Here is a 23,621-nt window from a genome sequence, read left to right as displayed (position 1 = left end):
CCGCTGGGCCCTCGGCGCGTCGCCGGGCCGGGCGTAGCCTGGGAGGAGGACCGGGTCCGCCGCCCGGCGGCGCACGGCTCAGCCCCCTTCCCGGCCGAGGCCGGGCTTCGCTTCGGAGGTGCACGATGACCGACGCGGGCACGGCGCCCGGCGGGTTCGGGCGGCGCGGCCGTCCCGGTCGCCTCAAGGGTGCCCTGGGCAGCCACGAGCGCCCGGCGAGCGCGCTGGCGTTCCGGCTGGTCCTGGCCTGGTTCGGGGCGGCGGTGCTGCTCACCGCGACGGCGCTCGCGGCGGTGTGGGCCCACCACACGCCGCTGGCGGTGGTGTTCGGCGCCGGGTTCCTGGGGGCCTGCCTCAACGTCTACTGGGTCCGGCAGCGCCTGCGCCACGAGCGCTGACCCCGGGCCCCGACGCCCGAGCGCGACTTCCGGTCGCCGACACCGCACGGCCGTCGGCGGCCGTTTTCACGTCCGCAGGTGCGGACACGCCGACCCCTCCGCCATTCCCTGACTTTCCGCGATTGATTGCTTACTTTAAGTAGTGACCGAAAGGAGGTTCGGGTGCCGTCCCGAACCCGACCTCGGCCGCTGATCCGACCAAGGAGAACCGACGTGAAGAAGCTTCTCGCCGTGGCGGCGATCGCGGGGGCCGCGGGGGCCCTGGCCGCCGCCGCGCCCGCCGCCGCCGACGACTACGCGCTGGTCAACGGGGACGTCCTGCCCTGCACCGCGCTGCCCTGGAACTGGGAGGGCCCGGTCAACGTGCTCTCGCCCTCGGGCGAGTACAACGCCTGCCAGAAGATCGGCGTCACGCACGGCGGCTGACCCCGGACCCCGGGGCGACGGCGAGGCAGGGCGGTCCGGCCGCCCTGCCTCTTCCCGTGCTCTCCGCGCGCTCCCGGATGCCGCCGCGCGGAGCGGCGCTCACGAGCGGGTGGCCAGGCCCTTCCTCTTGGCCAGCGGGATGACGACGGCCAGGAAGACGAGCAGCTCCACGCCCGGCCCGAGCATGATCTCCCAGGAGACGGAGCCCTGGTCCAGCGGTCCGGCGGTCTCGCCCGCGGCGGCGGCGATCAGGAAGCCGCCGACGTTGTGCACCACGTGCAGCCCGATGGCCGCCTCCAGGCCGCCGGTGCGGATGGTCACGTAGGCCAGGCCCAGGCCGAACAGGAACACCCAGACCATGCCCCAGTCCCGGTAGCCGTGCAGGGACATGAAGATCAGGGAGCTGACGACCGCGCCGGGCCAGGGGGTGCGCATGAACGCGCCGAAGGCCTGCATCAGCCAGCCGCGGAAGACGTACTCCTCGGCGGCCGCCTGGAAGGGGATGAGGACCACGATCACGGCCGCCGCCGGGAGGAAGGCCCCCCACCCGGCCCAGTCGGTCTCGAACTCGCCCAGGCCCTGGCCGGAGAGCAGGTAGTAGGTGATCGAGACCGCCCAGCCCGCCAGCATGGCTCCGAGCGCGACCGCGGCGCACAGCCCCATCCAGCCCCACCGCAGCCGGCCGGTGACCGAGGAGGCCGAGCCCACGGGGCGCCGCTGGATGAACCGGACGGCGAACAGCACCAGCGGGAGGGTCAGCGCCAGGCCCAGCGCGGTGGTCACCAAGGTGAGGAGCGGCATCTCGGTGTACAGGGCCTCGGGGTCGGACATGTCCACGCCGGACGCGTAGGCCACGATGCCCAGCACCAGTCCCAGCCCGAGGGTGAACACCGCGCCGATGCCCAGCACGAACAGCGAGCCGACGACCGGCCGCCACCACCGGTTCCGGGCGGTGCGGGCGAGCAGGTGGTAGGGCTCCCCCTCGGGGACCGGATCCACCGCGGGCGGAGGGGGCGCGACGACGGCGGAGGCACCGTAGGCGTCCGGGTGGCCCCACTGGGCACCGCCTCCGGCGCCGTACGGAGGGTACCCGCCCGGCTGCGGGGCCCCGCCCGGGGGCGGGCCTCCTGCGGAAGGAACGTCCCCACCCGAGGACGGCGCCCCTCCCGGAGGAACGGGCCCGCCCGGCGGCGGACCCCCCGCCGGGGGAACGGCCTCACCGGAGAACGCCGGACCGTCCGCAGGTGGGACGGCCTGGTCAGGGTGCGGCGGGCCGCCCGGAGGCACGGCCCCGGGGCGGCCCCCGTCCGGCGGGACCGGCCCGCCGGGCGGCGTCCCGCCCCCGCCCGCTCCCTGCTCCGTCGGCTCGTTCATGTTCCGTCCTTCCTCGTCGCTCCGCCGCATCCAGGTTCCCGCCGTGTGGGGGTCGGCAGGTAGGCGCCACTGTCACCGGCCGGACGTGACGGACCGCTGTGCGGCGGGGATGACGGATGTCATCCCCTGTCGGACATGTTCCACCCCCACAGGACATGACGGACTCGCGACCCTCCGGGTTCCGCCCCAGGTCAGACCTGTGGCCTCAAGCGAATAGGAGGAAGATCACCGCACCCCGGAGCGGAGAAGGGCACCGGCACGACCGGGCGCACCCCGGCCATACGGGCCGAACGGAGGCCTCCTCGCGGTCCGGAAGGCACGACGCCGACGGACCCGGCAGGTACGCCGCTCAGGGGCCCCGGCCGTCCGCCCGGCCGGAGCCCGTGAGTGGGATACCTGCTGTGCCGCATTCCCCGACCGCGAGAGACCCGCCGCCCGGCAGGCAGGATCGGGGAACCGCCCCGCTCACTCCGTCACCGCCCTTGTTTCGTGCCGGGTGTGAGGGAGGCTCTCCGGCACGGGAAGGATGAAGGACCTGCCAGGGCCGGGGAAGTACCCCGATGGGCTGCGTGAACGCGCCGCGGGGACGGAGACCGGGTCCCGCCGACCGGGTTCGGAGCAGACTTCTCCCCGCAGGAAGAGGCCTCAGCCGAGGGCCGGGCGCTGCTTCCGAGCCTCCGATAAACCCGAAACGGGATACCCTCTCCCTCGCACCCCGGCGGACCGCCGCCCGGACGGGGCCTAAACGGGGCACCTGATCTTCCGTCGCCGCTTGCCCCGAACCCGTCCCCTGCGCGGGCATAAGCTGGCGGCCATGACCAACGCCCCCTTCGTCCGGGAGATCCCGGCCGGACGCACGCACCTCGCCCACCCCGCGCTCCTGGAGCTGCGCCCTTCCCTACCCGACGTGGACGCGTTCACCAAGACGGTCGACGAGGACATGCGCCCCGACGGCTACCGGCTGGCCGGGGTCTTCGACGCCCCGGACGACCCGGACGGCCAAGACGGCCCCGACCGGCCCGCGCGGGCCGTCGCCGGGTTCCGCACCGGAACCTCACTCGCGTGGGGCCGCTACCTCTACGTGGACGACCTGGTCACCATGGCCGACGCCCGCGGCACCGGCCTCGGCCGCCTGCTGATGGACTGGGTGCGCGCCGAGGCCCGCGCCCACGGCTGCACACAGCTCCACCTGGACTCGGGGACCGACCGCCACCCCGCGCACCGCTTCTACCTCTCCTCGGGGATGTTCATCCCCGCCTTCCACTTCACCGAGCTCCTGGACGGCTGACGGGCCCGCTCACGGAGCCCTCTGGGATCCTTACGCCATGGCCTCCTCCCCCGCCCGGGGCTCCGCACCCCGGATCGAGATCCGTGACGGCCGCGGCGGCCTCGTCGGCTTCACGGCGCTGACGGCGGCCGTCGCCGCGATCGTCTACGGCCTGTCCTCCGGCACGGCCGCCACGCTGCGCCTGCAGGGCGTCGCCGCCCTGTGGCAGGACGGGTACCTGTTCCACCGCGTCCTGGTCCTCACGGTGACCGCCGGGCTGGTCTACGCCGCCTATCGGGTGCCGTACCGGCACACCCGCCTGGAGGTCGAGGTCCTTCCCGCCGGGATCGCCGTCACCGAGCGGCGGCGCTGGTGGGCACGCGGCGGCCACGCCGTCCTGGCCTGGGACGACATCCGGGCGATCAGCGCGCGCACGGTGAACTACCGCAAGGGCGCGGAGGGCGGCACCGTGCGGCGCCCGGTGCTGGACGTCTACGTCCGCCATGGCGTCTCCGGGCTGCCGAACGCCGCGCGGCCCAAGCGCGTCCCCGACGACGAGATCGACGTGGACGAGGTGCCCGCCCCCGCGTACCGGGTGCGCTTCGGCGGCAACGGCGCGAAGTACGAGGAGGCGGTACGGGCGCTCGCCCCGATCCTGGGCTCGGCCCGCCCCGGCCTCTTCCCTCAGGGGCTCCGCGCCGAGCAGTGGTTCGTTCCCGAAGCCGTTCCCGGTTCCGTCCCCGAGTCCACCGGCACCGACGAGCCGTCGGAGCGGGCCACGAAGCGGGCCGCAGGCCAGCCCACGGAACCCGCCCCACCCCATGGCGGCCCCGGCCGTCCGGTGACCGGTCCCCCGGTCACCGTCGACTACCGGGCCCGCGTCCTGACGATGCTGGGCGTCATCGTGCTGGCGGCGGCCGTGGTCGCCGGGAGCGTCTCCCTGATGTCCAACCCGTTCGGGTGGGGGACCCTGCCCGCCGGGCTCCTCGCGCTCGTCCTGGTCGTCCCGTGCATCGGCTGCGCCCTCCTCCTCGGGGTATCGCTGTGGACGCTCCCCAGGTCCACCGCGCCCCTCGCCATCCGCGTCGGCGAGGGCGGGCTGGAGTTCGTCCGCAAGAAGCCGATGCACCTCCGGGCCACGGTGACGACCGCCGTCGAGTGGGAACGCGTCCAGGCGGTCGTCACGCGCGACCGCGCCGACCGGACCTCGGTCCGGGAGGACCTCAAGACCGAGGTCGTCGACGTCTTCCTGCACGGCGGCGACCCGCTGCACCCCTGGGGCGTGCCCGGGACCGGCCTCAAGCTGACCTGCGGGCTGCAGGAGGAACCGGACTCGGCCGCCATGGCGGAACGGGTCTCCTTCCCCGCGTACCGGCTGCGGATCCTCTCCCCGACCGGCCCTCCGGAGACCGGCCCGCCGCTGCGCGAAGCGCTTCTGGGCAGCGGCCCCCGACCGGCCCGGGTCCCGGCGACGCAGCTTCGCGCCGCGCTGCACGCCTTCCGCCCCGATCTGTGCCACGGCTTCGACGACCTGTGGGGCGGAGAGGGGCGTTCGACCCGGTAGAGCCCCTTTGCGACCGGGGGCCCGACGTCCCGCACCGCCGCCATGCTGTGCCTTTCGACGGTGGTCGAAAACCGTTGTCCAAACCTCCGACCATTGGGAACCTTCTGAGCGGAGCGCCCGGCCCTCGGCCCGGCCCTGCCCATGCCTCTGCCCGGCCGCTCCGCAGCCGAACACGACACCCGTAGGGACCCCATGCACGGCCACATGCCCCATCCCCCTCGCCACGCGCCTCCCCAAGCCGTGCCTTTCGGACGGGCCAAGGCGAGGCGGATCGGCATCGCCGTCGTGTTCATCTGGTTCGCGGTGGGAAATTCAGGCCTGCTCCTATCCGTCACGGAAGACGACCCCGGCGCCAGGGCCGCGCTGCTTGCGCCCTGGCAGGCACCGCTCCCCGCGATACTCGCGCTCGTCTGCCTGGCCCTCGTCGGTATCGGCCTGCTCGTGGGCTTCATGGCGGCCCTTCCCAGCGTGCTCGCGCGCTGCTCGGTCTCCGTCGGCCCCTCCGGCCTGGAGATCACCGAGCACACGAAGCTGTGGCGGCGGGGCCGCACCACCCGGGTGCCGTGGGAGGCGGTCCGCCTCGCCGTGTCCCGTGAAGGGCCCTTCCGCGCGGGCCGGTACACCACCGCCATGCGCCCCGTCCTCGAACTCTTCACCGACCGGCCCTTCGAGCACCTGCCCGACTTCGCCACCTGCCGAGAGGCGGGGGCCGGCGATTCGCGCGACGCCTACGGCCGCCCCGTGGCCCCCTACCTGCTGCGGATCGGATCCACCACGGTGAACCGGGAGAAGGACGTCCGGTACGTCGCCGACCTCGCGGCCCACTACCGGCGGGACCTGTTCCACCCGGCCCCGGGGACCACCGTGGGCGCACCGGACCTGTGGCTGCTCAAGGGGTGGATGGTCGAGGCGACGGCCCTGGTCGGCGCTCTGTTCCTCGGCATGGCCGCGACCTTCGTCTTCGCAGCGGCGGCGTGACGGCATCCGCCGAGGGCACACCGCCCCGCGCCGTCGTTCCGCTGCGCCGGGCCCGGCCCTGGCACTGGAACGCTTTCGCGCTGTACGTGGCCGGTGCCCCGGCCCCTCCCGTCGCCTTCGCGATGATCCTGCCCGCCAGGACCGGGCCCGAGGGGGGAAGGGATCGGCGTCGCCGCCATCGTCCTTTCCGCACAGGGCCACCCGGCCGACGCGCTCGCCCTCGTCGCCTCCGTCCTGTTCACCGTGGGCCTTCCGGTGGCCGCCCTGCTGATGCTCCCCGGCGCGCTCGCCCGCACCGAGGCCGTCGCCGCTCCCGACGGCTTGGAGATCACCGAGCGCGGCCTGCCGTGACGGGAGGAGCGCACGGGCTTCGTCCGGTGGGAGTCGGTCGCGTTGATCGTGCACCGGGAGGCGGAGTCCGACCTCGGACACAGGCGCGTCCGGCGCGGCGTGCTCGACCTGTTCGTGCACCGGCACGTCGGCGGCCTGCCCGACTTCGCCCCCTGCCAGAAGGCCGGACGCGGGGACGCGCACGGTCCCGACGGCCGCGCCCTCGCCCCTTATCTGGTGCGTGTCGGAGGAGTGAGCGTGCCGATGGAGGACGGCGTGCGGCGGGTCGCCGCCGCGGCCGCGGCCGGGCGGCCGGACCTGCTCCGTCCGGGGCCGGGTGTCGCGGTCGGCCCGCCCCGGGCTATGGCCCCCGCTCCGGGCACGCCGCCCTCCCGCTGATCGCCCACAGCCTGGCAGGGGTGGAGGCGTTGGCGGTCGCGCGCGTCATCGTCGCCGCGACGGGCCGGTAGCAACCGGGAACCGGATCACCGGACATTCAGTCACATAAAGGAAGAATCACCGCGGGTCCGGCACACGGCCCGCCCTCACGGAGGAGAACACCCGATGGTCACGGCCGCCCGCGTCATCCTGCACATCCTGCAAGGCATCTGCCTGGGATTCGCCGTCCTCGGCACCATCTCCCTCATCGTGGTCAGCGACGACCCGGGCCCCAACGACCACCTGATGATCGGGGGGTTCACCATGTTCGGCCTCCTCGCGATCGCGTTCTCCCCCACCCTGTGGTCGATCCCGCCCGTGGAACGGAAGCGGCGGCAGGACACCCCCGCCCGGCAGGCGCCGCCCCAGCGGCACTACAGCGCCCCCGTGCCGCCGCAGGGCCCCTACGGGGGCCAGGGGTGAACTCCGTCCCCGCCCGTTCGCCCGCCCTCCGGTAGGTTCCGGTCCATGAACGACCCGACCTCCGGCGGTGCGGCGGCCCCGGCACCGCTGGGCACGACCGCCACCGGGGACGGCCCGGCGCTGCCGCTCGCCGCCGACGTGCGCGGCGACCCGGCGTCGATCGGCGTCCCGGTGCCGGTGGTCGAGGCGCTCAAGGACCGGCCGGTGCCGCCGGAGGACTCCGACGGGCCCGCGGACGGATTCCGCGGCGCCCGCACCGCCGAGCCGGCCACCGACCACCTGATCCGGGAGGCGGACGCCCGTGGCCGGGAGCCCCCGGTGACCGGGTTCCTGGACGCGCCCTGAGACCGGCGCGGGCCGGGCCGCGCGCCCCCGTGCGGCCCCGTGCGGCCCTCGACCGCCGGTCTTCCTGGGCGTTTCCATGACCGTCGAAACACCTTGCAGCACCCCACGCGCCTGCGGGCATCATGGGGACCGCACCGAGGACGCCTCCGCCGTCCATCCCCTCCTCTCCGCACGGCGGAGGCGCCCCTCGGTTCCACCGCGCCGGCGTGCCGATCGGTCCCCCCAGATCCGGTGCGCTTCCGGACGGCCGGGGGCCGCTCGCCCCCGGCCGTCCCCAGAAACCTCCGGAGCCGTACTTCTCCCCATGGCCGACGATCGGATCAAACGCCGCGCACGCGAACGGCGGGCCGAGTTCCTCGCGCGGGAGGAACCGCCCGACGACCGTCCCCTGCGCCCGTATCCCCTCCACAAACCGCACTCCAAGCGGCGGATGCTGGGCGCCGGCGTCGTGCTCGCCCTGCTCGCCGTCGTCTATGGGGGCATCACCGCCGTGGACCGGATCGTCGACCCCGTCGTACCGCTCGAAGGCGCGGCGGACGCGCCCGGCCCCGCCTGGGACCACCGGGAGGCCGCCCCCGGCCCCGGCCCGGCGGACGACGGCAGAGGGGCGCCGAACGCCTCCGCGCTCTGGTCCGGCGGTGAGACGGCGGTGTTGGCGGCCCCCTCCGGAGTGACCGCCCTCCGCATCGCGGAAGGCGAGGAGGACTGGACGTTCACCCCCGAAGGGGGGCACCTGTGCGCCGCGGCCCAGGAGGCCGCCGGAAGCGGCGGCGGCACCGGCCTGGTGGTCGTCGGGCACGAGGAGGGGGCCGACGGGGACGGGGAAGGCGACGGGGACGGCTCCGGCACCCCCCGGATCGTCTGCGACACCGTCGTCGCCCTCGACCTGGAGAGCGGCGAGGAGCGGTGGCGCCTCACCCCGTCGCAGATCGACGGGGCCGAGGACCTGGCACCCGGGGCGGCGCACCTCTGGGCGGACGGCGCCCGCGCCGTCGCCGCCTGGGGGCCGCTCACCGTCGGCATCGACACCGGGGCCGGTGAGGAGCTGTGGAGCGCCCCCGAGCTCGACGTGTCCGAGGAGGCCTGCGCCTTCACCCCGTCCGCGTTCTCCGCCGACGGCCGGGGCGGGGCGGCGCTCCTGGGCGACTGCGGCCCCGACTCCTCCCGCGTGCTCTCGGCCGTGCTGGATACCGGCACCGGGGAGACCTCCCGGATCCGCGGCCTCCCCTCCGCCTCCGCGGCGGCGGGGGCGCGGTACACCCTCGTGTCGGCCGACCCGGTGGCCGTGCTCCGCACCCCCGGCCTCGAACGCCTCCTCTCCGAGGACGACGACGGCCCACAGGGCGAACTGCTCACCGCCGACGGAGCCGACGGGGCCGACGGAGACGGCTGGAAGAGCACGCGCCCCGCGGGGGAGTCCGGGTTCGGACCGGCGAAGTCGTCGTGGTCGCTGGCCTCCTCCGACACCACGTCCGCGACCCGCGACGGGGTCCTCTACGCCACGCCGGGCGGCTTGGGGGGATGGGCCCGCCTCGTCGCCCTGGACCTGGCCACGGGACGGCCCCTGTGGGACCGCCGCCTGGCCGTCCGCGACCTGCACGTCATCGGCTTCTCCCGGGACCGGCTGCTGGCCGCCGCCGCGACGGAGGACGACGACGCCGGGGTGACCACGCGGCTGGTCGACCTGCCCACCGACGGCGACGGCCCCGCCCGGGTGCTCGCCGCCGACCTGCCCGAGCTTCCCGCCCCCGCGCGGTCGGGCGGGCCGTGGGCGGTCGCCGTCGGCGACGGGTACGCCGTCGGCACCGCGCCCAGGGACCCTGACCGCGACGGCTCGGCGTTCCTGGTCGCCGCGCACTGACCCCGCACCCTCTGCCCCTCTCCGACCGGAACCGCCCGGCGCACGGCCGCGTCAGACCCCCGCAAGGGCGCCTCCCCGGCTCCCCCTCGAACCCCAGGAAGAACCCATCCCCATGGCCGACGAGGACCGGATCAGAAGGCTCGCACGCGAGGCGCGGCGCAAGGCCCGCCAGAGCGCCCACGGCGGCAACAGCGGCAGCGGTTCGGACGTCCCCCGCGACGAGTGGGGCGTCCCCCTCGACCCCGAGCACGTCCGCTCCGGTCTCTACGCGCGCGAATCGCGCCTGGCCCGGGTGGTCGAGGGGCCCAAGCGCAAGGACTTCAAGCGCCTCTTCACCCTCAAGCGCCTCCCCTTCCTCGCCGCAGGACTCGCGGCGTCGGTGTTCGCCTCGTACTACTGGGGGAGCCAGAACGTCACGGCGATCTTCGACCCGCCCATGAAGACCGAGGGGGAGTCCGAGGCCGCGGTCCCCGTCTGGGAGGCCCCGGTGGACGACGTCTACCGGCCGGGCGAGGCGACCACCGACTTCGACGAGGTCTTCGCCCTGTGGCCGGGCGGGGGCGGTGCCGTGCGGGCCGACCGGGCGGGCGTGACCGCCTACGGCGCCGAGGACGGATCGGCCTCCTGGCGCTTCACCGGGGGCGAAGGGCTGTGCGCCGCCGCCGAGGACCCCGCCGGGAAGGACGGGGACCTGGCGCTGGTGATCGTCGAGGCCGAGGGCGGCACCGGGGACGACGGCTCCCTGTGCGACACCCTGGTGGCACTCGACCTGGACACCGGCGAGGAGCGGTGGCGGTGGGAGGTACCGGAGCTGAACGAGGCCGAAGGGCTCTCCGGGCGGGATGTGCACGTGTGGGCCGACGGGCCGCGGGCGCTGGCCTCCTGGGGGCCGCTGCTGGTCGGGGTGGACGCCGCCGACGGGGAGACGCTGTGGGCCGAGACCGAGATCCGGGGGCCCGGAGAGGACTGCGTCTCGCTCCGCAACGACGTGATGACCGAGGGCGGGAGTGCGGCGGTGTCGGGGAGCTGCGAGACCTCCGACGGCACGGACGTGCCGTTCGCCGCCGAGCTGGACACGGCGACCGGGGAGGTGTCCGGGGTGCGGGCCTTCCCCACGGACATGTCCATCGACTTCCTGAGCTCGGTCACCGTCGTCAGCACGGACCCCTTGGCCGTGGTGCACTCCTCGCTGTCGTCGCTGCTGTCGGACGGCGATGACGAGTCGGCCATCGGCTCCGAGCTGCTGATCGCCGACGGCGAGGACGGCTGGAAGCGGATCGACGCGGAACAGGAGTCCGGGTACGGGGCGGCCAGCGAGGAGTGGAAGCTGGGCGATCCCGACACCGCGCTGGCGGCGCACGACGGGGTGCTGTACGCGACCCCCGGGAACTGGTCGGCCGACGAGCGCATGGTGGCGATCGACCTGGAGGCCGGGGAGATCCTGTGGAACCGGCGCGTCGACGACCACGCGGTGCAGGTGGTCGGCGCGGACGGGGACGGTGTGCTGGCGGTGGCCGAGTACGGCGACCCCGGGGAGAGGGAGACGCGCGTGCTTCGCCTGCCCCTGGACGGGGAGGACCGCGCCCAAGTGCTCGCGGTGGGCCTGCCCGAGCAGTCGTACAGCGCCGACGGGATCGTGCGGGCGGTGGCGATCGACGGCGGGTACGCCGTCGGCGCGCCGACCGACCCCTATACGGACGGGCCGCCGGTCCCCCTCACCGCGGCCCGGTGAGGCCGGAAGGGGAGCTGCTCCGCCCGTCAGAGGAGGTCGTGCCCGTCATGTGAACGGACGGCCGGAGCGCGGCTCCAGGGGTGAGCGCATCGAGGGGTCGGCAGGCGTCGGCAGGGGCCAGGCGCCTCCGCGGCCTCCTCGGAGGGCGATAGCCGCCTTCGCCATCGGCCTCCTCGGCCGACCCCGGGACGAGGACCCGCACCGTCAGCCCTCGGTGTCTCCTGTCGTACCGGCGCCCGTCTCCTCCGCCCACCGTCGGCTCCAGTCGCTCAATGGACTGAGCGCCTCCACGAGGTCCTCACCGAGCCGGGTGAGGCGGTAGGCGTCACCGTGCAGAGCGAGGAGGCGGACGCCGGTCAGTTCGCTGAGCCGCGTGCTGAGCACGCTGGAGGACATCCGCCCGCAACGGCGCTGCAGTTCACGAAAGCCCGCCGGGCCGTGGCTCAGTTCCCACAGGATGCGCAGCGTCCAGCGCCGTCCGAGCAGATCGAGTGCCGCCATGACCGGGCGGCCCGACTCCGACCCGCGTACCGGTACGCCCGGCCGAGGCGTTCTGGCGTCCATGCCCGCTCCTTGCGCTTCGATTTCCAAAGCATCATAGTGGTCCGAAAACCGAAGCAGGAGGTGCGGCATGCCGCGCATCGAACCGCTCACCCCGCCCTACCCCGCGCCCATCGACCAGGCGCTCCGCCGGTGGATGCCGCCCGACGTGCCGCACGAGCCGCTCATGCTGTTCCGGGTGCTGCACCGCAACCCGGAACTGGCCTCACGCATGTTCGCCCTGGGGTCCGGCCTGTTGGGACACGGGCTTCTCCCCGCCGCCGACCGCGAGATCGTCATCGCCCGAGCGACCGCGCGCGCCGGTTGCGGCTACGAATGGGGCGTCCACGCCGCGACGCTCGGCCGACAGGCCGGACTCACCCCGGAACGGCTCCAGGCCACCACCGACACCGACACGACGGCCGACGCCTCGTGGCCGCCCCACCACGCGGCACTGCTCAACGCGGTCGACGAACTGCACGACACGTCGCATCTCTCGCAACCCGCCTGGGACGCCCTGCGCGCCCACTACGACGACGCCCGGCTCCTGGAATTCCTCGTACTGGCCGGCTGGTACCGGACCATCAGCTACCTGGCCAACGGACTCCTCCTGGAAGAGGAGACCTGGGGCACCCCGTTCCCGACACGGTGACCGGGCTTGCGCCAACCGGGGGCGGGGTGGGCCCGCCACGCGAGCGGACGCACAGGCGACGGACGGCGGGGATGGAACCGGGAACACCGCCCCTCGCCCGGCGGGGGTGCCGACCGGCGCAGCGGCTACGAGCCCGCCCCTCGGGTCCGGCGCCGGTACGGCGACGGGGCGGCGCCGGTCAGGCGTCCTCGGGGATCCACTCCTGCCAGACGTCCGGGTTGTCCTCGACCCACTCGGCCGCCGCCTCTTCGGGGGCCATGCCCTCACCGGCGATCTTCTCGGCGACGTCGTTCTGGTCCTCGTTGGTCCACCGCCAGTTCTTCAGCAGCCGGTAGGCCGGGGAGTCGGCGTCGGCGAACGGCTTGGCGAAGACCTTGTTCAGCTCGTACTCGGGGTAGTCGCAGGCGACGTCGTCGGCGTCGATCTCGCACAGGTCGACGTACTCGGGGAACTCGACCTTGACCAGGTCCATCTCCTCGGTCATCCACTGCGGCTCGTAGAAGTAGAAGAGCACCGGCTCCTCCTTCTCGTAGGCCGCTCGGACCTCCTCCAGCTGCTCCTCCTCGGACCCGGCGTACTCGATCTCCAGGTCCAGGTCGAAGTGGTTGATCATCCCCTGGTCCTGGGTGACGAAGGTGGGGTCGGCGGCCAGGAACCGGCCGGGCCCCTCGCCCGCGCCGGTCCGGAACAGGCCGGTGTTCTCCGCGAGCCCCTCGTAGGTCGCCACCTCGGGGTGGGCGTCCACCACGTACTTCGGCACGTACCAGCCGATGCGCCCGTCGTTGCCGTTCGGGCCGCCGTCCACGACCAGCGGGCTCTCCTCGGCGCCGTAGAGGTCCATCAGGTCCTGGTGGCCCCAGTTCTCCAGGATCACGTCGACCTCCCCCTCGGCCAGCTTGTGCCAGGAGGTCTCCTCGTCGTCCTCGACCTTCTCGACCGTGCCGCCCAGCTCCTCCTCGATGAGGTAGGCCAAGACGGCGGCGGAGGCCTCGTAGCCCACCCAACCGTTGACCGCCATGCGCACGGGGGCGTTGCCGCCGCCGCTGCCGCCGGTGTCGCCGTCCGGGGCGCCGCACGAGGCGGCGAGCCCGGCCGCGAGGGTCAGGGCGAGGGCCTGCACGGCCCTGCGGGGGGTGCTCGGCGTGCTGGGGTTACCGGACATGGGGACTACCGCCTCGGGGATCGTCTCGGTGCTGCGGGGGAAGGGCAGGGGTCCACCCGGCGGGGGAACCGGACAGAAACATGCGGCGGCGGAAACACCGCCCGCCGCCGCATATACCAGACAATTCTAGGTGCCCGCGCGGATCAGGCGTCCGCGGGGATCCAGTCCTGCCACACGTCACCGTTGTCGGTGACCCACTTCTCAGCCGCCTCCTCGGGGTCCATCCCGTCGTCGGCGATCATCTTGGCGACCTCGTTCTGGTCCTCGTTGGTCCACTCCCAGTTCTTCAGCAGCTCGTAGGCGGGCGAGCCGGCGTCCGCGAACTCCTTGCTGAAGATCTTGTTCAGGTCGTACTGGGGGTAGCCGCAGGACACGTCCTCCTCGTCGTCCGCGCAGCCCTCCTCGTACTCCGGGAACTCCACGTGGACCAGGTCGATCTCGCTCTGCAGCCACTGCGGGTCGTAGAAGTAGGCCAGGAACGGCTCCTCCTTCTCGTACCGGCCCTGCATCTCGGTGATCTGCGCGGCCTCGGACCCGGCGTGGACGATCTTCAGGTCCATGTCGAAGTGGTTGATCATGCCCTGGTCCTGGGTGACGAAGGCCGGGTCGGCCGCCAGGAACTCGCCCTTGTCACCGCTCTCGGGGGTCGTGAACAGGTCGGTGTTGTCCCTGATCCCCTCCCAGGTGGCCAGCTCGGGCTTCTCGTCCACCAGGTACTTGGGCACGTACCAGCCCAGCGTCCCCGTGTTGCCGTTGGGGCCGCCGTCGACGACGGTGCCGTTGCCGTCGGGGCCGTACTGCTCCATCAGGTCCTCGTGGCCCCAGTTCTCCAGGATCACGTCGAGGTCGCCGTCGTTGAGGCCCTGCCAGGAGGGCTGCTCGTCGATCTTCTGCTGGTCGACCTTGACGCCCATCTCCTCTTCGAGGAGGTAGGACAGCACGGCGGCGGAGGCCTCGTAGCCCACCCAGCCGTTGACGGCGATGCGGACGGTCTCGTCATCGCCGGCCACATCCTGGGAGGTCGCGCCGCCGCAGGCGGACAGCACGGCCATCGCGGAGACGGCGGCCGCCCCCTTGACGGCGATCGAAGCGTTACGGGTAGCGGTCGTTCTACGCATTGTTCTTCCTGCCTTGGGTCATACGGTCGAGGAGGAGGCCCAGGCACACGATGGCCAGGCCCGCGGTGAGTCCCATTCCGAACTCGTTCTGCTTGAGGCCGAAGACGACGTCGTATCCGAGCGCGCCTCCGCCGACCAGGGCGCCGATCACGACCATCGAGAGGATGAGCATGATCGCCTGGTTCACCGCCAGCAGCATCGAAGAGCGCGCCAGCGGCAGCTGCACCTTGGCCAGGAGCTGCGAACGGGAGGAACCCAGCGAGCGGGCGGCCTCCACGGTGTTCGCCGGAACACCCCGGATCCCGTCGTTCACCAGCCGGATGACCGGCGGGAGCGCGAACACCACCGCGGCGACGAGCGCGGGGACGCGCCCCACGCTGAACAGCGCCACGGCCGGGATCAGGTACACGAAGGGGGGAAGGGTCTGCATGGCGTCCAGCACCGGGCGGATCACGGCCGCGGCCCGGTCGCTGCGCGACATGCCGATGCCGAGCACCACGCCCAGGGCCAGCACCAGCACGGTCGCCAGCAGCACCTGGGAGAGCGTGTTCATGCCGTTGCCCCACTGGCCCATCAGGCCCATGGCCAGCAGCGACAGCACGCCCACCACGGCGGCCCGGCGCCCGGCCAGCAGCCCGCCCAGCACCGCGGCGGCGATGACGACCAGCCACCACGGGGCACCGGCGAGCATCTGGTGCAGCGGCTCCAGGACCCAGACCACGGTCCAGTCGCCGATCGCGGAGGTGACGGGGCCGATGGTGTCCTTCATGGCCTCGTAGAAGGCCTGCGCCGGGGTGGCCAGGTCCAGCTCCCAGGCGCGCGGCCAGCCGTCCACCGCGCGCAGCGGGGTGGGCAGCAGGAACACCGCCAGCGCGGCGAGCAGGCCGCCGCCGAACGCCAGCCGCCGCCACCGCGGCGGCACCGGGCGGCCGTGGCCGATCGCGCCGGTGACCCGGTCCATCGAGATGGCGAGCATGACGATGGCCAGCCCGGCCTCCAGGGCCAGGCCGATGCGGTCCTTCTGCAGCGCCTGGTAGACGGCGTCGCCCAGGCCGCCCGCGCCGATGACCGACGCGATGACGACCATGGACACGCCCAGCATGATGGTCTGGTTGACGCCGAGCATGATGGTGCGCTTGGCCAGCGGCAGCCGCACCTTCAGCAGCATCTGCAGGTTGGTCGAGCCCAGGGACTCGGCGGCCTCCGCCGCCCCCTTGTCCACGCCGCGCAGCGCCATGGAGGTGATGCGCACGGCCGGGGGGAGCGCGTAGATGGCGGTGGCCACCGCGGCCGACGGGTTGCCGATGCCGAACATCAGCAGCATCGGCATCAGGTAGGCGAAGGCCGGCATGGTCTGCATGAAGTCCAGCACCGGCCGCATCGCGCGCTCCGCGCGGTCGCTGCGCCCGGACCAGATGCCCAGCGGCAGCCCGACGACCAGGGCCAGCAGCACCGCCGCGGTGATCAGCGCCAGCGTCTCCATGGCCTCTTCCCAGAGGCCGAACAGCCCGAAGACGGCGAAGGCCGCCAGGACGACGAGCATGACCCGCCACCCGGCCAGCCGCCAGGCGGCCAGAACGCCCAGCACCGTGACGCCGGTCCAGGTCAGGGTGGTCAGCAGGTCGTTGATGAGGACGACGGCCGAGCCCAGGTAGACCGACACGTAGTTGAAGCCGTACACGAACAGCGGGCTGGTGTCGCGGTTGGACACCACCCAGGAGAAGAGCTCCTTGAGGCGGCCGTCCAGCCACTCCCCCGGCCCGGCCGGGAAGGCGGGGACGCCGCCGGGCAGCGGCAGGGCCGCGGCCAGCGCCAGCACGGCCAGCACCGCGGCGGCCTGCACCCACGTGCGGGACAGCAGTGAGCGCAGCGCGCCGGAGCCGGTACCGGCCTGCTCGGCGCCGTCGGCCGTGGCCGGCACCTTCTCGGGGGTCGCGGGGGTCTCGGGGGTCGCGGTTGTCGCGGTTGTCGCGGTTGTCGCGGGCATGCTCACACCCCCGCGATGGCGGCGGGCGCCTGCGCGCGGTCCTCGGCGATGACGCGCAGCAGGTCCTCACGGCCGACGACGCCGAGCAGGCGCCCGTCCTCGGTGACGCGCACCGGCGCCTCGGCCCCGGCGGCCACCGCCACGGCCTCCCCCGCCAGGGTGGAGGGGGCGGCCTCGGGGCCGTCCAGCGGCTCGCCGTCGCGGGCCGGGCGCATCAGCGAGCGCAGCGTCAGCACCTCGATGCGCGAGACGTCGGAGACGAAGTCGCGCACGTAGTCGTCGGCGGGGCTGCCGACGACCTCCTCGGCGGTGCCGACCTGCACCAGCGCGCCGTCGCGCATGATCGCGATGCGGTCGCCGAGCTTGAGCGCCTCGTCCAGGTCGTGGGTGATGAAGACCGAGGTCTTGCGCAGCTCCTTCTGCAGCCGCAGCACCTCGTTCTGCATGTCCCGGCGGATCAGCGGGTCGAGCGCGCTGAACGGCTCGTCGAACAGCAGCACCTCGGGGTCGACCGCCAGGGCGCGGGCGAGGCCGACGCGCTGCTGCATGCCGCCGCTGAGCTGGCCGGGGCGGGAGGTCTCGTACCCGCCCAGGCCGACCATCGCGATCATCTCGGCGGCGCGGGCGTGGCGCTCGGCCCTGCTCGCGCCGCGCACCTCCAGCCCGTAGGCGACGTTGTCGATGATCGTGCGGTTGGGCAGCAGGCCGAAGTGCTGGAAGACCATGGCCGCCTTGCGGCGGCGCAGCTCGCGCAGCGCGGCCGGGGACATCTGCCGGATGTCCTCGCCGTCGAGCAGCACGGACCCCGCGGTGGGCTCGATGAGCCGGGTCAGGCAGCGGATGAGCGTGGACTTGCCCGAGCCGGACAGGCCCATCACCACGAACGTCTCGCCGGGGCGGACGTCGAAGGAGACGTCGCGCACCGCGATGGTGCAGCCGGTCGCCTCGCGGACCTCGTCGCGGGTGCCGTGCTCGTGCTCGCTGCCGATGATGCGCTCGGCGCGCTTGCCGAAGACCTTCCACAGGTTCTGGACGGAGAACTTGGCCTCGGCGTCCGGAGGGGGTGCGGAGGGGCTATTCGTTTGTCCGGTGTTGAGTTGTGGGTCGTTCACTGCGGAACTCATAGAAGAAGTCCACCTCTGATGGCCGCAGTGCGCACAGAACGGCCGTGCGCACGGCGGCGCTCGTCGGGTACAGGGCACCGGAGGGGCCGGTGCCGTTCGGGGGGACGGATGGGAAGGGGTCGGGGTGCGGCGGACGCCCTCCGGTCGGCGAACGCGGTCCAGGCCCCCGCTGCGCAGGGGCGGTGCCGCGCCCTTCGGGCAGATGGGCACGGGCGGGCGCGGCCGCCGACCGGGGGCGGCCTCTCCCAGGGGGTGTTGCGTGGATCACAACCTACTGCGCGGTGCCCGGGTAGGGCCCCCGCCAGGGCCATGATCCACGCAACGCCCCCTAGATCCGCTCGGCGCGGATCAGGTCCGCCGCGCGCTCACCGACGGTCAGGACCGTGACCATCGGGTTGGGCGAGGGCATGGTCGGGAACACCGACGCGTCGGCGATCCGCAGGCCGCGCAGGCCCCGGACCCTGAGCTTCGGGTCGACCACGGCGGCCGCGTCGTCGGCGGCGCCCATCTTGCAGGTCCCGGCCGGGTGGTACACGGTGTGCGCCGCGCGCCGCCCGTACTCGGAGAGCTGCTCGTCGGTGACGACCTCCGGTCCGGGGGCCACCTCGCGGGCGATCCAGGACTTGAACGGCTCGGTCTCGGCGATCTTCCGCGCGATCTTCAGCCCGTCCACGATGGTCTGCTCGTCGTAGCCGTCGGGGTCGGTGAAGTACCGGAAGTCCAGCGCCGGCTTCTCCCGGGGGTCGGAGCTCTTGAGCCAGAGCTTGCCCCGCGAACGCGAGCGCGGGATGTTCGGCGTCATGCACATGGCGCGCCTCCACCCCGGCGACTCGTAGCCCAGCCGCTTCGTGTTGTCGTCGAAGGGGATCTGGTACGTGTGGAACATCAGGTCCGGGCGCGGGTCGGACTCGTCGCGGCGGATGAACAGCGCGCCGTCGGAGTGCATGACCGTCTCGTCCGGGACGTCCCTGTTGGTCTCCCACATGATGATGGACTCCGGGTGGTCCATCAGGTTCTCCCCGACGCCCGGCAGGTCGTGCCGCACGTCGATGCCGACCCGCTCCAGGTCGCCCTTGGGGCCGACGCCGGAGAGCAGCATCAGGCGCGGGGTGTCGATCGCCCCGGCGCTCAGGATGACCTCGCTGCCCGCCGAGACGGTGACCCGCTCGCCGTCGGCGGTGACGACCTCGACGCCGGTGGCACGGTCGCCGTCGAAGACGATCCGGTCGGCCCACGTCTCCAGCATCAGGGTCAGGTTCTCCCGCACGTCCATGATCGGGTGCAGGTAGGCGACCGACGCCGAGGAGCGCTGACCGGTGTAGGGGTCGTAGGAGATCGACAGGAACCCGACGCCGTCGCGGAAGCCGCCGCCGTGCGAGGTCCGGGCGTTGAAGTCCTCCACCACGGGGACGCCGGTGGCCTTGGCCGAGGCCTGGACCCAGTCCTTGACCAGGTCGTTGCGGTCCTTCTCGGCGATGGGGACGATGTTGTTCTTGAGCCGGTCGGCGTAGGACTGCACGGTGGCGTTGTCCCAGCCCTCGGCTCCGGCCGCCACCCACTCGTCGAGGTCCTCGGCGAACGGGCGGAAGCTGATCAGGGTGTTGTGCGAGGAGCACCCGCCGAGCACGCGGGCGCGCGAGTGCACGATGTGCGAGTTGCCGCGCGGCTGCTCGGTCGTGGTGTACCCGTAGTCCAGGTCGCTCTCCAGCAGGCCCAGCCACTCGCGCAGGTTCAGCACGCGGTCCAGGCCGCGGTCGGAGGGGCCGCCCTCGATCACGCAGACGCTGACCGAGGGGTCTTCGGTGAGCCGGTTGGCGATCACCGAGCCGGCGGTGCCGCCGCCGACGATCACGTAGTCAAAGGTGCGGGCGTTCCCGCTCATGGGCGCTCCAGATGGTTCCGGGGACGGGGGTCGGTAGGCGTGCGCGGCCGCTCAGACCTCGCCGAACCAGCGCTGCGGTTCGGGGGCCAGGTTGCGGTAGATGTGCTTGGCCTCGCGGTACTCGTCGAGCCCCGCCTGGCCCAGCTCGCGCCCGACGCCGGAGCGTTTGAACCCGCCCCACTCGGCGCCCGCGAAGTAGGGCCCGTAGTCGTTGATCCACACGGTCCCGTGCCGCAGGGCGGCGGCGACGCGCTCGCCGCGCCCGGCGTCGTTCGTCCACACCGCGCCGGACAGGCCGTAGTCGGTGTCGTTGCCCAGCTCGATGGCCTCGTCCTCGGTGCGGAACGTCTCGACCGTGACGACCGGGCCGAACACCTCGGTCTGCACGATGTCCATCCCGCGCGAGCAGCCGGTGAACACCGTGGGCCGGTAGAAGTAGCCGTCCTGCAGCTCCGGGTCGTCGGGGCGCTTGCCCCCGGCGATGACCCTGGCCCCCTCCTCGATGCCGCGGGCGACCGCGGCCTCGACCTTGGCGCGGTGCTCGGCGGAGACCAGCGGGCCGCAGCGCACGCCCTCCTCGTCCTTCTGGCCGCAGCCGATCACGATGGCCTCGGCGCGGCGGGCGAGTTCGGCGGTGAAGGCGTCGTGGACGTCCTCGTGCACGATCAGCCGCGCCCCGGCCGAGCAGACCTGCCCGGAGTGGAAGAAGGCGGCGTTGAGCGCGTAGTCGACCGCGGTGTCCAGGTCGACGTCGGGGAAGATGATGTTGGGGTTCTTCCCGCCCAGCTCCAGGGCGATCTTCTTGACCGTCTCGGCGGCCGAGGCCATGATCCGCTTGCCGGTGGCCAGGCCGCCGGTGAAGGAGACCAGGTCGACGCCGGGGTGCTCGACCATGGCCGAGCCGACCTCGGCGCCGGTGCCCAGCACCAGGTTGACCACGCCGTCGGCGGGCACGCCCGCCTCCACCGTCAGCTCGACCAGCTTGCAGGTGGTGACCGGGGTGATCTCGCTCGGCTTGATCACCATGGTGTTGCCCGCGGCGATGGCCGGGGCCATCTTCCAGGCGAGCTGGAGCAGCGGGTAGTTCCACGGGGTGATCATCGCGCAGACGCCCACGGGCTCGTAGACGACGCGGCTGAAGATCCCCTCCGGCGTGGAGACGATCCGCCCGGCGTCCTTGTCGGCCAGCCCGGCGTAGTAGCGGAAGACGCCGGTGACGTCGTCGACGTCGATCCGGCCCTCCTCCACCGTCTTCCCGGTGTCCAGGGACTCCATGAGCGCGATCTCCTCGCGGTCGCGCTGCAGGAGGTCGGCGATGCGGCCGAGGATCTCCCCGCGCTCGCCCGCGGGCGTGCGGCGCCAGGCGCCCTCGTCGAAGGCGCGCCGGGCCGCGGCCACGGCCGCGTCGGCGTCGGCCCGCGTCCCCTCGCTGACCACGGTGAGCACCGAGGCGTCGTAGGGGTTGAGGACCTCGCGCGTGCCGCCTTCGGCGGCCGCGCGCCACCGGCCGCCGACGAACATGCTCGTGGCGGAGGTCGCTTCCGGTTCCGACAGGTACTGCTTACTCGGAAGGGTTACGTAGGGTTGCATCACGGAACCGTGGTGCCCAGCACAAACACCTCGAAACACTTTAAACCTGACGTTACTTTATCGTGACTTTCTAAAATCACGCGTCTGACCTGCGAAAACATGCGCAAGAACGACACGCAACCGTGGTTCACATCACGCAACAAGATGCGAGTTCGTAACACACCGTGACCGTTTCTTGGTGTCGACGCGCGTCCGCACCGCCACCGCGCCGCCCCCGCCGCACGGACGCCGCACGCACGGAGGGTGACCGGCACCGGAGCCCGCCGGTGGTTCGGGCCACCCCGGCGCATCGGCGTCCGCCCTGGACAACACCGCCCCAAGGGGAGGTAACGTAGATAAGGCATGCCTAAGGCGGACCCCGGACACCCGGGCCCGCCCGGTACGCCCGAAGTCCCCCACGCACCCCGCCACCGCCGGCCGCACCGAACCGGCCCGACCACGCGAGCGACCATGCTTCTAGAGCAAGAGCGCAGGGACGCCTCCCGGACCGCACGCCGCCTGGCCGCCGAGGGCCTCGCCCACGGCGGCTCCGGAACCGTCAGCGTCCGCTCCGGCGACCTGATCGCCGTCACCCCCGCCGGGGTCCCGCTGGACCGCGTCGAGCCGGCCGACTGCCCGGTGCTCTCCCTGGAGGGCGGCGTCCTGGACGGGCGCCGGTCCCCCGCCGCCGACACCACCCTGCACATCGCCGTGCACCGGTGCACCCCGGTCGGCGCGCTGGTGCAGGCGCCCGGCGAGCACGCCGCCGCGGTCTCGGCCGTGCTGTCCGAGCTGCCTCCGGTCCACCAGGCCGCGGCCCGCCTCGGCGGCGCGGTGCCGGTCGCCGGGTACGCGCCCTACGGCTCGGGCGACCTGGCCGACCAGGCCGTCAAGGCGTTCAAGGGCCGCAGCGCCGCGCTGCTGGCGTGCCTGGGCGGCGCCGCCACCGGCGAGGACGCCGACCGCGCCTACGAGAACATGCGGCTGCTGGAGTGGCTGTGCGGGGTCTACACGCGCAGCCGCGCGCTCGGCGCCCCGCGCGTGCTCTCCGAGGACGAGCTCGCCGAGGTGCGCCGCCGCGACGAGCAGGGCTGGGCCGGGCCGGACCCGTTCCTGCCCTGCTGAGCACGCCCCGCCTGACCTGCGGTTCCGGTCGGCCACAGGGGAGCCGGACAGCCGAGTTTCCGACATAATTCGCATAGCGGATATTCGGTGCTTGAATTCCATAATTCACAATTTAAACGACTGACGACTGGCACGATCCGGCCGAAGATCACTAGACTTCTCGCGCATCTCATCGATGAAACAGACAAATAACTCACGAAGGGGCACCGTTCGGGCCCGCCGGGGGGCGTGACACGACCCGACGGAGGCCCAGGCTCCCGGAGCGCCCGCGCACCGCCCCGCCTTCGAGAGGACCCCCCACGCGATGCGCAACCCCCTTGCTCTGGCCGCGTTCCCCGCCGCCGCGCTCCTGCTCGCCTCCTGCGCCCAGCCCGCCCAGCAGGGCGGCGACGGCGGCGACGACTACGGCGACATCACCATCGGCACCGGCAGCACCTCCGGCGTGTACTACCCGCTGGGCGGCGCCCTGGCCGAGGTGATCTCCTCCGAGGTCGAGGGCACCACCGCCTCGGCCACCTCCACCGAGGCCTCGGTGGCGAACATGAAGCAGATCGGCAGCGGCCAGCTCCAGATGGGCATCGCCCAGGCCGACGCCACCTCCCAGGCGGTCAACGGGGAGCGGGACTTCGAGAACGCCGCCGTCGACGCGCAGGTGCTGACCGCCCTGTACCCGAACGTGTACCACGCGGTCACGCTCGAATCCATCAACGAGGAGCAGGACTTCGAGTGCTTCTCCGACGTGGACGGCGAGCGCTTCTCCGCCGGTCCGGCCGGCAGCGGCAACGCACTGGCCTCCGAGCTCATCTTCAACGCCCTGGAGCTCGGCTTCACCAGCACCGACGTGCAGCACCTCGACTACGCCGACACCTCCACCGCGCTGCGCGACGGCACCATCGACGCCGGCTCGTGGGTGGTCGGCGAGGGCCACAACACGCTGCTGGAGCTGGAGGCCACCGACCCGATCCACCTGGTGCCCTTCTGCGACGACGAGCGCGAGCAGATCACCGACAGCTACCCCTACTACAGCGAGCACGTCATCTCCGGCGGGACCTACTCCACCGTCGAGGACGACGTGGACACCATCGCGCTGTGGAACCTGCTGGTGGTCCCCTCGGACTTCCCCGAGGACAAGGCCTACGACGTGCTGGAGGCGCTGTACGGCAACACCGACCAGCTCACGTCGGTCTACGCCGCCGGGGAGGACTACTTCGTCCCCGAGACCATGGCCGAGTCCTCCGTGACCATGCACCCCGGCGCCGTGAGGTGGGCCGAGGACAACGGCGTGGAACTGCCCGAATCGGTCCTGCCCGAGCAGTCCTGAGGGCC

General features: G+C 73.0%; 21 protein-coding genes. 13 read left to right on the top strand and 8 right to left on the bottom strand.

What is annotated here, in order from left to right:
* Nucleotides 1-125: 125 nt before the first annotated feature.
* Entirely contained in the window at nt 126-398 is a 273-nt protein-coding gene (locus D476_RS32715) for a hypothetical protein (protein ID WP_017623752.1), read from the top strand.
* 213 nt (nt 399-611) lie between these two features.
* The gene (locus D476_RS0109685; RefSeq protein WP_017623751.1) at nt 612-824 is read left to right on the top strand and encodes a hypothetical protein; all 213 of its coding nucleotides are present in this window, start codon (nt 612-614) and stop codon (nt 822-824) included.
* 99 nt (nt 825-923) lie between these two features.
* On the opposite strand, the gene D476_RS32710 is transcribed toward D476_RS0109685, so the two are convergent.
* Nucleotides 924-1,823 carry a CPBP family intramembrane glutamic endopeptidase gene (locus D476_RS32710; protein ID WP_017623750.1) on the bottom strand — a complete coding sequence of 300 codons (900 nt, stop codon included), beginning with the start codon at nt 1,821-1,823 and terminating at the stop codon, nt 924-926.
* A gap of 1,189 nt (nt 1,824-3,012) precedes the next feature.
* Here D476_RS32710 and D476_RS0109675 point away from each other — a divergent pair.
* The 8 genes from D476_RS0109675 (at nt 3,013) to D476_RS0109640 (ending at nt 11,136) form a co-directional block, all read left to right on the top strand.
* Nucleotides 3,013-3,486: a GNAT family N-acetyltransferase gene (locus D476_RS0109675; protein ID WP_017623749.1), complete on the top strand. Its 474-nt coding sequence runs from the start codon at nt 3,013-3,015 to the stop codon at nt 3,484-3,486.
* Nucleotides 3,487-3,523: 37 nt separating this feature from the next.
* Nucleotides 3,524-5,029 carry a hypothetical protein gene (locus D476_RS32705; RefSeq protein WP_017623748.1) on the top strand — a complete coding sequence of 502 codons (1,506 nt, stop codon included), beginning with the start codon at nt 3,524-3,526 and terminating at the stop codon, nt 5,027-5,029.
* Nucleotides 5,030-5,269: 240 nt separating this feature from the next.
* Nucleotides 5,270-6,007, top strand: a complete 738-nt coding sequence (locus tag D476_RS0109665; RefSeq protein WP_152529296.1) for a hypothetical protein — start codon at nt 5,270-5,272, stop codon at nt 6,005-6,007.
* Nucleotides 6,008-6,400: 393 nt separating this feature from the next.
* Nucleotides 6,401-6,736, top strand: a complete 336-nt coding sequence (locus tag D476_RS32700) for a hypothetical protein (RefSeq protein WP_017623745.1) — start codon at nt 6,401-6,403, stop codon at nt 6,734-6,736.
* A 165-nt stretch (nt 6,737-6,901) separates the two neighbouring features.
* Entirely contained in the window at nt 6,902-7,198 is a 297-nt protein-coding gene (locus tag D476_RS0109655) for a hypothetical protein (RefSeq protein WP_017623744.1), read from the top strand.
* A gap of 45 nt (nt 7,199-7,243) precedes the next feature.
* Complete coding sequence (locus tag D476_RS0109650; protein WP_017623743.1) at nt 7,244-7,543, top strand: hypothetical protein; 300 nt, start codon at nt 7,244-7,246, stop codon at nt 7,541-7,543.
* A 304-nt stretch (nt 7,544-7,847) separates the two neighbouring features.
* Complete coding sequence (locus D476_RS37890) at nt 7,848-9,404, top strand: hypothetical protein (RefSeq protein ID WP_020380447.1); 1,557 nt, start codon at nt 7,848-7,850, stop codon at nt 9,402-9,404.
* A 112-nt stretch (nt 9,405-9,516) separates the two neighbouring features.
* A complete protein-coding gene (locus D476_RS0109640; protein ID WP_020380446.1) occupies nt 9,517-11,136 on the top strand; it encodes an outer membrane protein assembly factor BamB family protein in 1,620 nt (539 codons plus the stop codon).
* Between the two features lie 204 nt (nt 11,137-11,340).
* Here the strand turns inward: D476_RS0109640 and D476_RS0109635 are convergent, their stop codons facing one another.
* Nucleotides 11,341-11,700 carry a winged helix-turn-helix transcriptional regulator gene (locus tag D476_RS0109635; RefSeq protein ID WP_017623742.1) on the bottom strand — a complete coding sequence of 120 codons (360 nt, stop codon included), beginning with the start codon at nt 11,698-11,700 and terminating at the stop codon, nt 11,341-11,343.
* Nucleotides 11,701-11,767: 67 nt separating this feature from the next.
* On the opposite strand from D476_RS0109635, the gene D476_RS0109630 reads away from it, so the two are divergent.
* Complete coding sequence (locus D476_RS0109630; RefSeq protein ID WP_017623741.1) at nt 11,768-12,328, top strand: carboxymuconolactone decarboxylase family protein; 561 nt, start codon at nt 11,768-11,770, stop codon at nt 12,326-12,328.
* Nucleotides 12,329-12,506: 178 nt separating this feature from the next.
* Here D476_RS0109630 and D476_RS0109625 read toward each other — a convergent pair whose 3' ends face one another.
* The 6 genes from D476_RS0109625 to D476_RS0109600 form a co-directional block, all read right to left on the bottom strand.
* Nucleotides 12,507-13,490 carry a glycine betaine ABC transporter substrate-binding protein gene (locus D476_RS0109625; protein ID WP_192826371.1) on the bottom strand — a complete coding sequence of 328 codons (984 nt, stop codon included), beginning with the start codon at nt 13,488-13,490 and terminating at the stop codon, nt 12,507-12,509.
* Between the two features lie 143 nt (nt 13,491-13,633).
* Nucleotides 13,634-14,608 (bottom strand): ABC transporter substrate-binding protein, encoded by a 975-nt coding sequence (locus D476_RS0109620; RefSeq protein WP_040725833.1) that lies wholly within the window; start codon nt 14,606-14,608, stop codon nt 13,634-13,636.
* The gene (locus D476_RS0109615; RefSeq protein ID WP_017623738.1) at nt 14,601-16,601 is read right to left on the bottom strand and encodes an ABC transporter permease; all 2,001 of its coding nucleotides are present in this window, start codon (nt 16,599-16,601) and stop codon (nt 14,601-14,603) included. The genes D476_RS0109620 and D476_RS0109615 overlap by 8 nt, the downstream gene beginning before the upstream one ends.
* Nucleotides 16,598-17,719: a quaternary amine ABC transporter ATP-binding protein gene (locus D476_RS0109610; RefSeq protein WP_040725830.1), complete on the bottom strand. Its 1,122-nt coding sequence runs from the start codon at nt 17,717-17,719 to the stop codon at nt 16,598-16,600. The genes D476_RS0109615 and D476_RS0109610 overlap by 4 nt, the downstream gene beginning before the upstream one ends.
* A 328-nt stretch (nt 17,720-18,047) precedes the next feature.
* Nucleotides 18,048-19,601: a GMC family oxidoreductase gene (locus D476_RS0109605; RefSeq protein WP_017623736.1), complete on the bottom strand. Its 1,554-nt coding sequence runs from the start codon at nt 19,599-19,601 to the stop codon at nt 18,048-18,050.
* Nucleotides 19,602-19,652: 51 nt separating this feature from the next.
* On the bottom strand, nt 19,653-21,191 hold the full coding sequence (locus D476_RS0109600; protein ID WP_026123375.1) for an aldehyde dehydrogenase family protein: 1,539 nt from the start codon (nt 21,189-21,191) through the stop codon (nt 19,653-19,655).
* Between the two features lie 450 nt (nt 21,192-21,641).
* On the opposite strand from D476_RS0109600, the gene D476_RS0109595 reads away from it, so the two are divergent.
* Nucleotides 21,642-22,295 carry a class II aldolase/adducin family protein gene (locus tag D476_RS0109595; RefSeq protein WP_017623734.1) on the top strand — a complete coding sequence of 218 codons (654 nt, stop codon included), beginning with the start codon at nt 21,642-21,644 and terminating at the stop codon, nt 22,293-22,295.
* A 304-nt stretch (nt 22,296-22,599) separates the two neighbouring features.
* Entirely contained in the window at nt 22,600-23,616 is a 1,017-nt protein-coding gene (locus tag D476_RS0109590; protein WP_017623733.1) for a TAXI family TRAP transporter solute-binding subunit, read from the top strand.
* Nucleotides 23,617-23,621: the final 5 nt, after the last annotated feature.

The sequence above is a fragment of the Nocardiopsis chromatogenes YIM 90109 genome (assembly GCF_000341185.1).
In the GTDB taxonomy this organism is placed as follows: domain Bacteria; phylum Actinomycetota; class Actinomycetes; order Streptosporangiales; family Streptosporangiaceae; genus Nocardiopsis_A; species Nocardiopsis_A chromatogenes.
Note: the sequence above shows the minus strand (reverse complement) of the source record. Positions and strands in the feature narration are given on the sequence as shown.

Coding starts and splice junctions, on each gene's coding strand:
- D476_RS32715 (WP_017623752.1), top strand. CDS start 126: ATGACCGACGCGGGCACGGCGCCCGGCGGGTTCGGGCGGCGCGGCCGT.
- D476_RS0109675 (WP_017623749.1), top strand. CDS start 3,013: ATGACCAACGCCCCCTTCGTCCGGGAGATCCCGGCCGGACGCACGCAC.
- D476_RS32705 (WP_017623748.1), top strand. CDS start 3,524: ATGGCCTCCTCCCCCGCCCGGGGCTCCGCACCCCGGATCGAGATCCGT.
- D476_RS0109655 (WP_017623744.1), top strand. CDS start 6,902: ATGGTCACGGCCGCCCGCGTCATCCTGCACATCCTGCAAGGCATCTGC.
- D476_RS0109650 (WP_017623743.1), top strand. CDS start 7,244: ATGAACGACCCGACCTCCGGCGGTGCGGCGGCCCCGGCACCGCTGGGC.
- D476_RS37890 (WP_020380447.1), top strand. CDS start 7,848: ATGGCCGACGATCGGATCAAACGCCGCGCACGCGAACGGCGGGCCGAG.
- D476_RS0109640 (WP_020380446.1), top strand. CDS start 9,517: ATGGCCGACGAGGACCGGATCAGAAGGCTCGCACGCGAGGCGCGGCGC.
- D476_RS0109635 (WP_017623742.1), bottom strand. CDS start 11,700: ATGGACGCCAGAACGCCTCGGCCGGGCGTACCGGTACGCGGGTCGGAG.
- D476_RS0109630 (WP_017623741.1), top strand. CDS start 11,768: ATGCCGCGCATCGAACCGCTCACCCCGCCCTACCCCGCGCCCATCGAC.
- D476_RS0109625 (WP_192826371.1), bottom strand. CDS start 13,490: ATGTCCGGTAACCCCAGCACGCCGAGCACCCCCCGCAGGGCCGTGCAG.
- D476_RS0109620 (WP_040725833.1), bottom strand. CDS start 14,608: ATGCGTAGAACGACCGCTACCCGTAACGCTTCGATCGCCGTCAAGGGG.
- D476_RS0109610 (WP_040725830.1), bottom strand. CDS start 17,719: ATGAGTTCCGCAGTGAACGACCCACAACTCAACACCGGACAAACGAAT.
- D476_RS0109605 (WP_017623736.1), bottom strand. CDS start 19,601: ATGAGCGGGAACGCCCGCACCTTTGACTACGTGATCGTCGGCGGCGGC.
- D476_RS0109600 (WP_026123375.1), bottom strand. CDS start 21,191: ATGCAACCCTACGTAACCCTTCCGAGTAAGCAGTACCTGTCGGAACCG.
- D476_RS0109595 (WP_017623734.1), top strand. CDS start 21,642: ATGCTTCTAGAGCAAGAGCGCAGGGACGCCTCCCGGACCGCACGCCGC.
- D476_RS0109590 (WP_017623733.1), top strand. CDS start 22,600: ATGCGCAACCCCCTTGCTCTGGCCGCGTTCCCCGCCGCCGCGCTCCTG.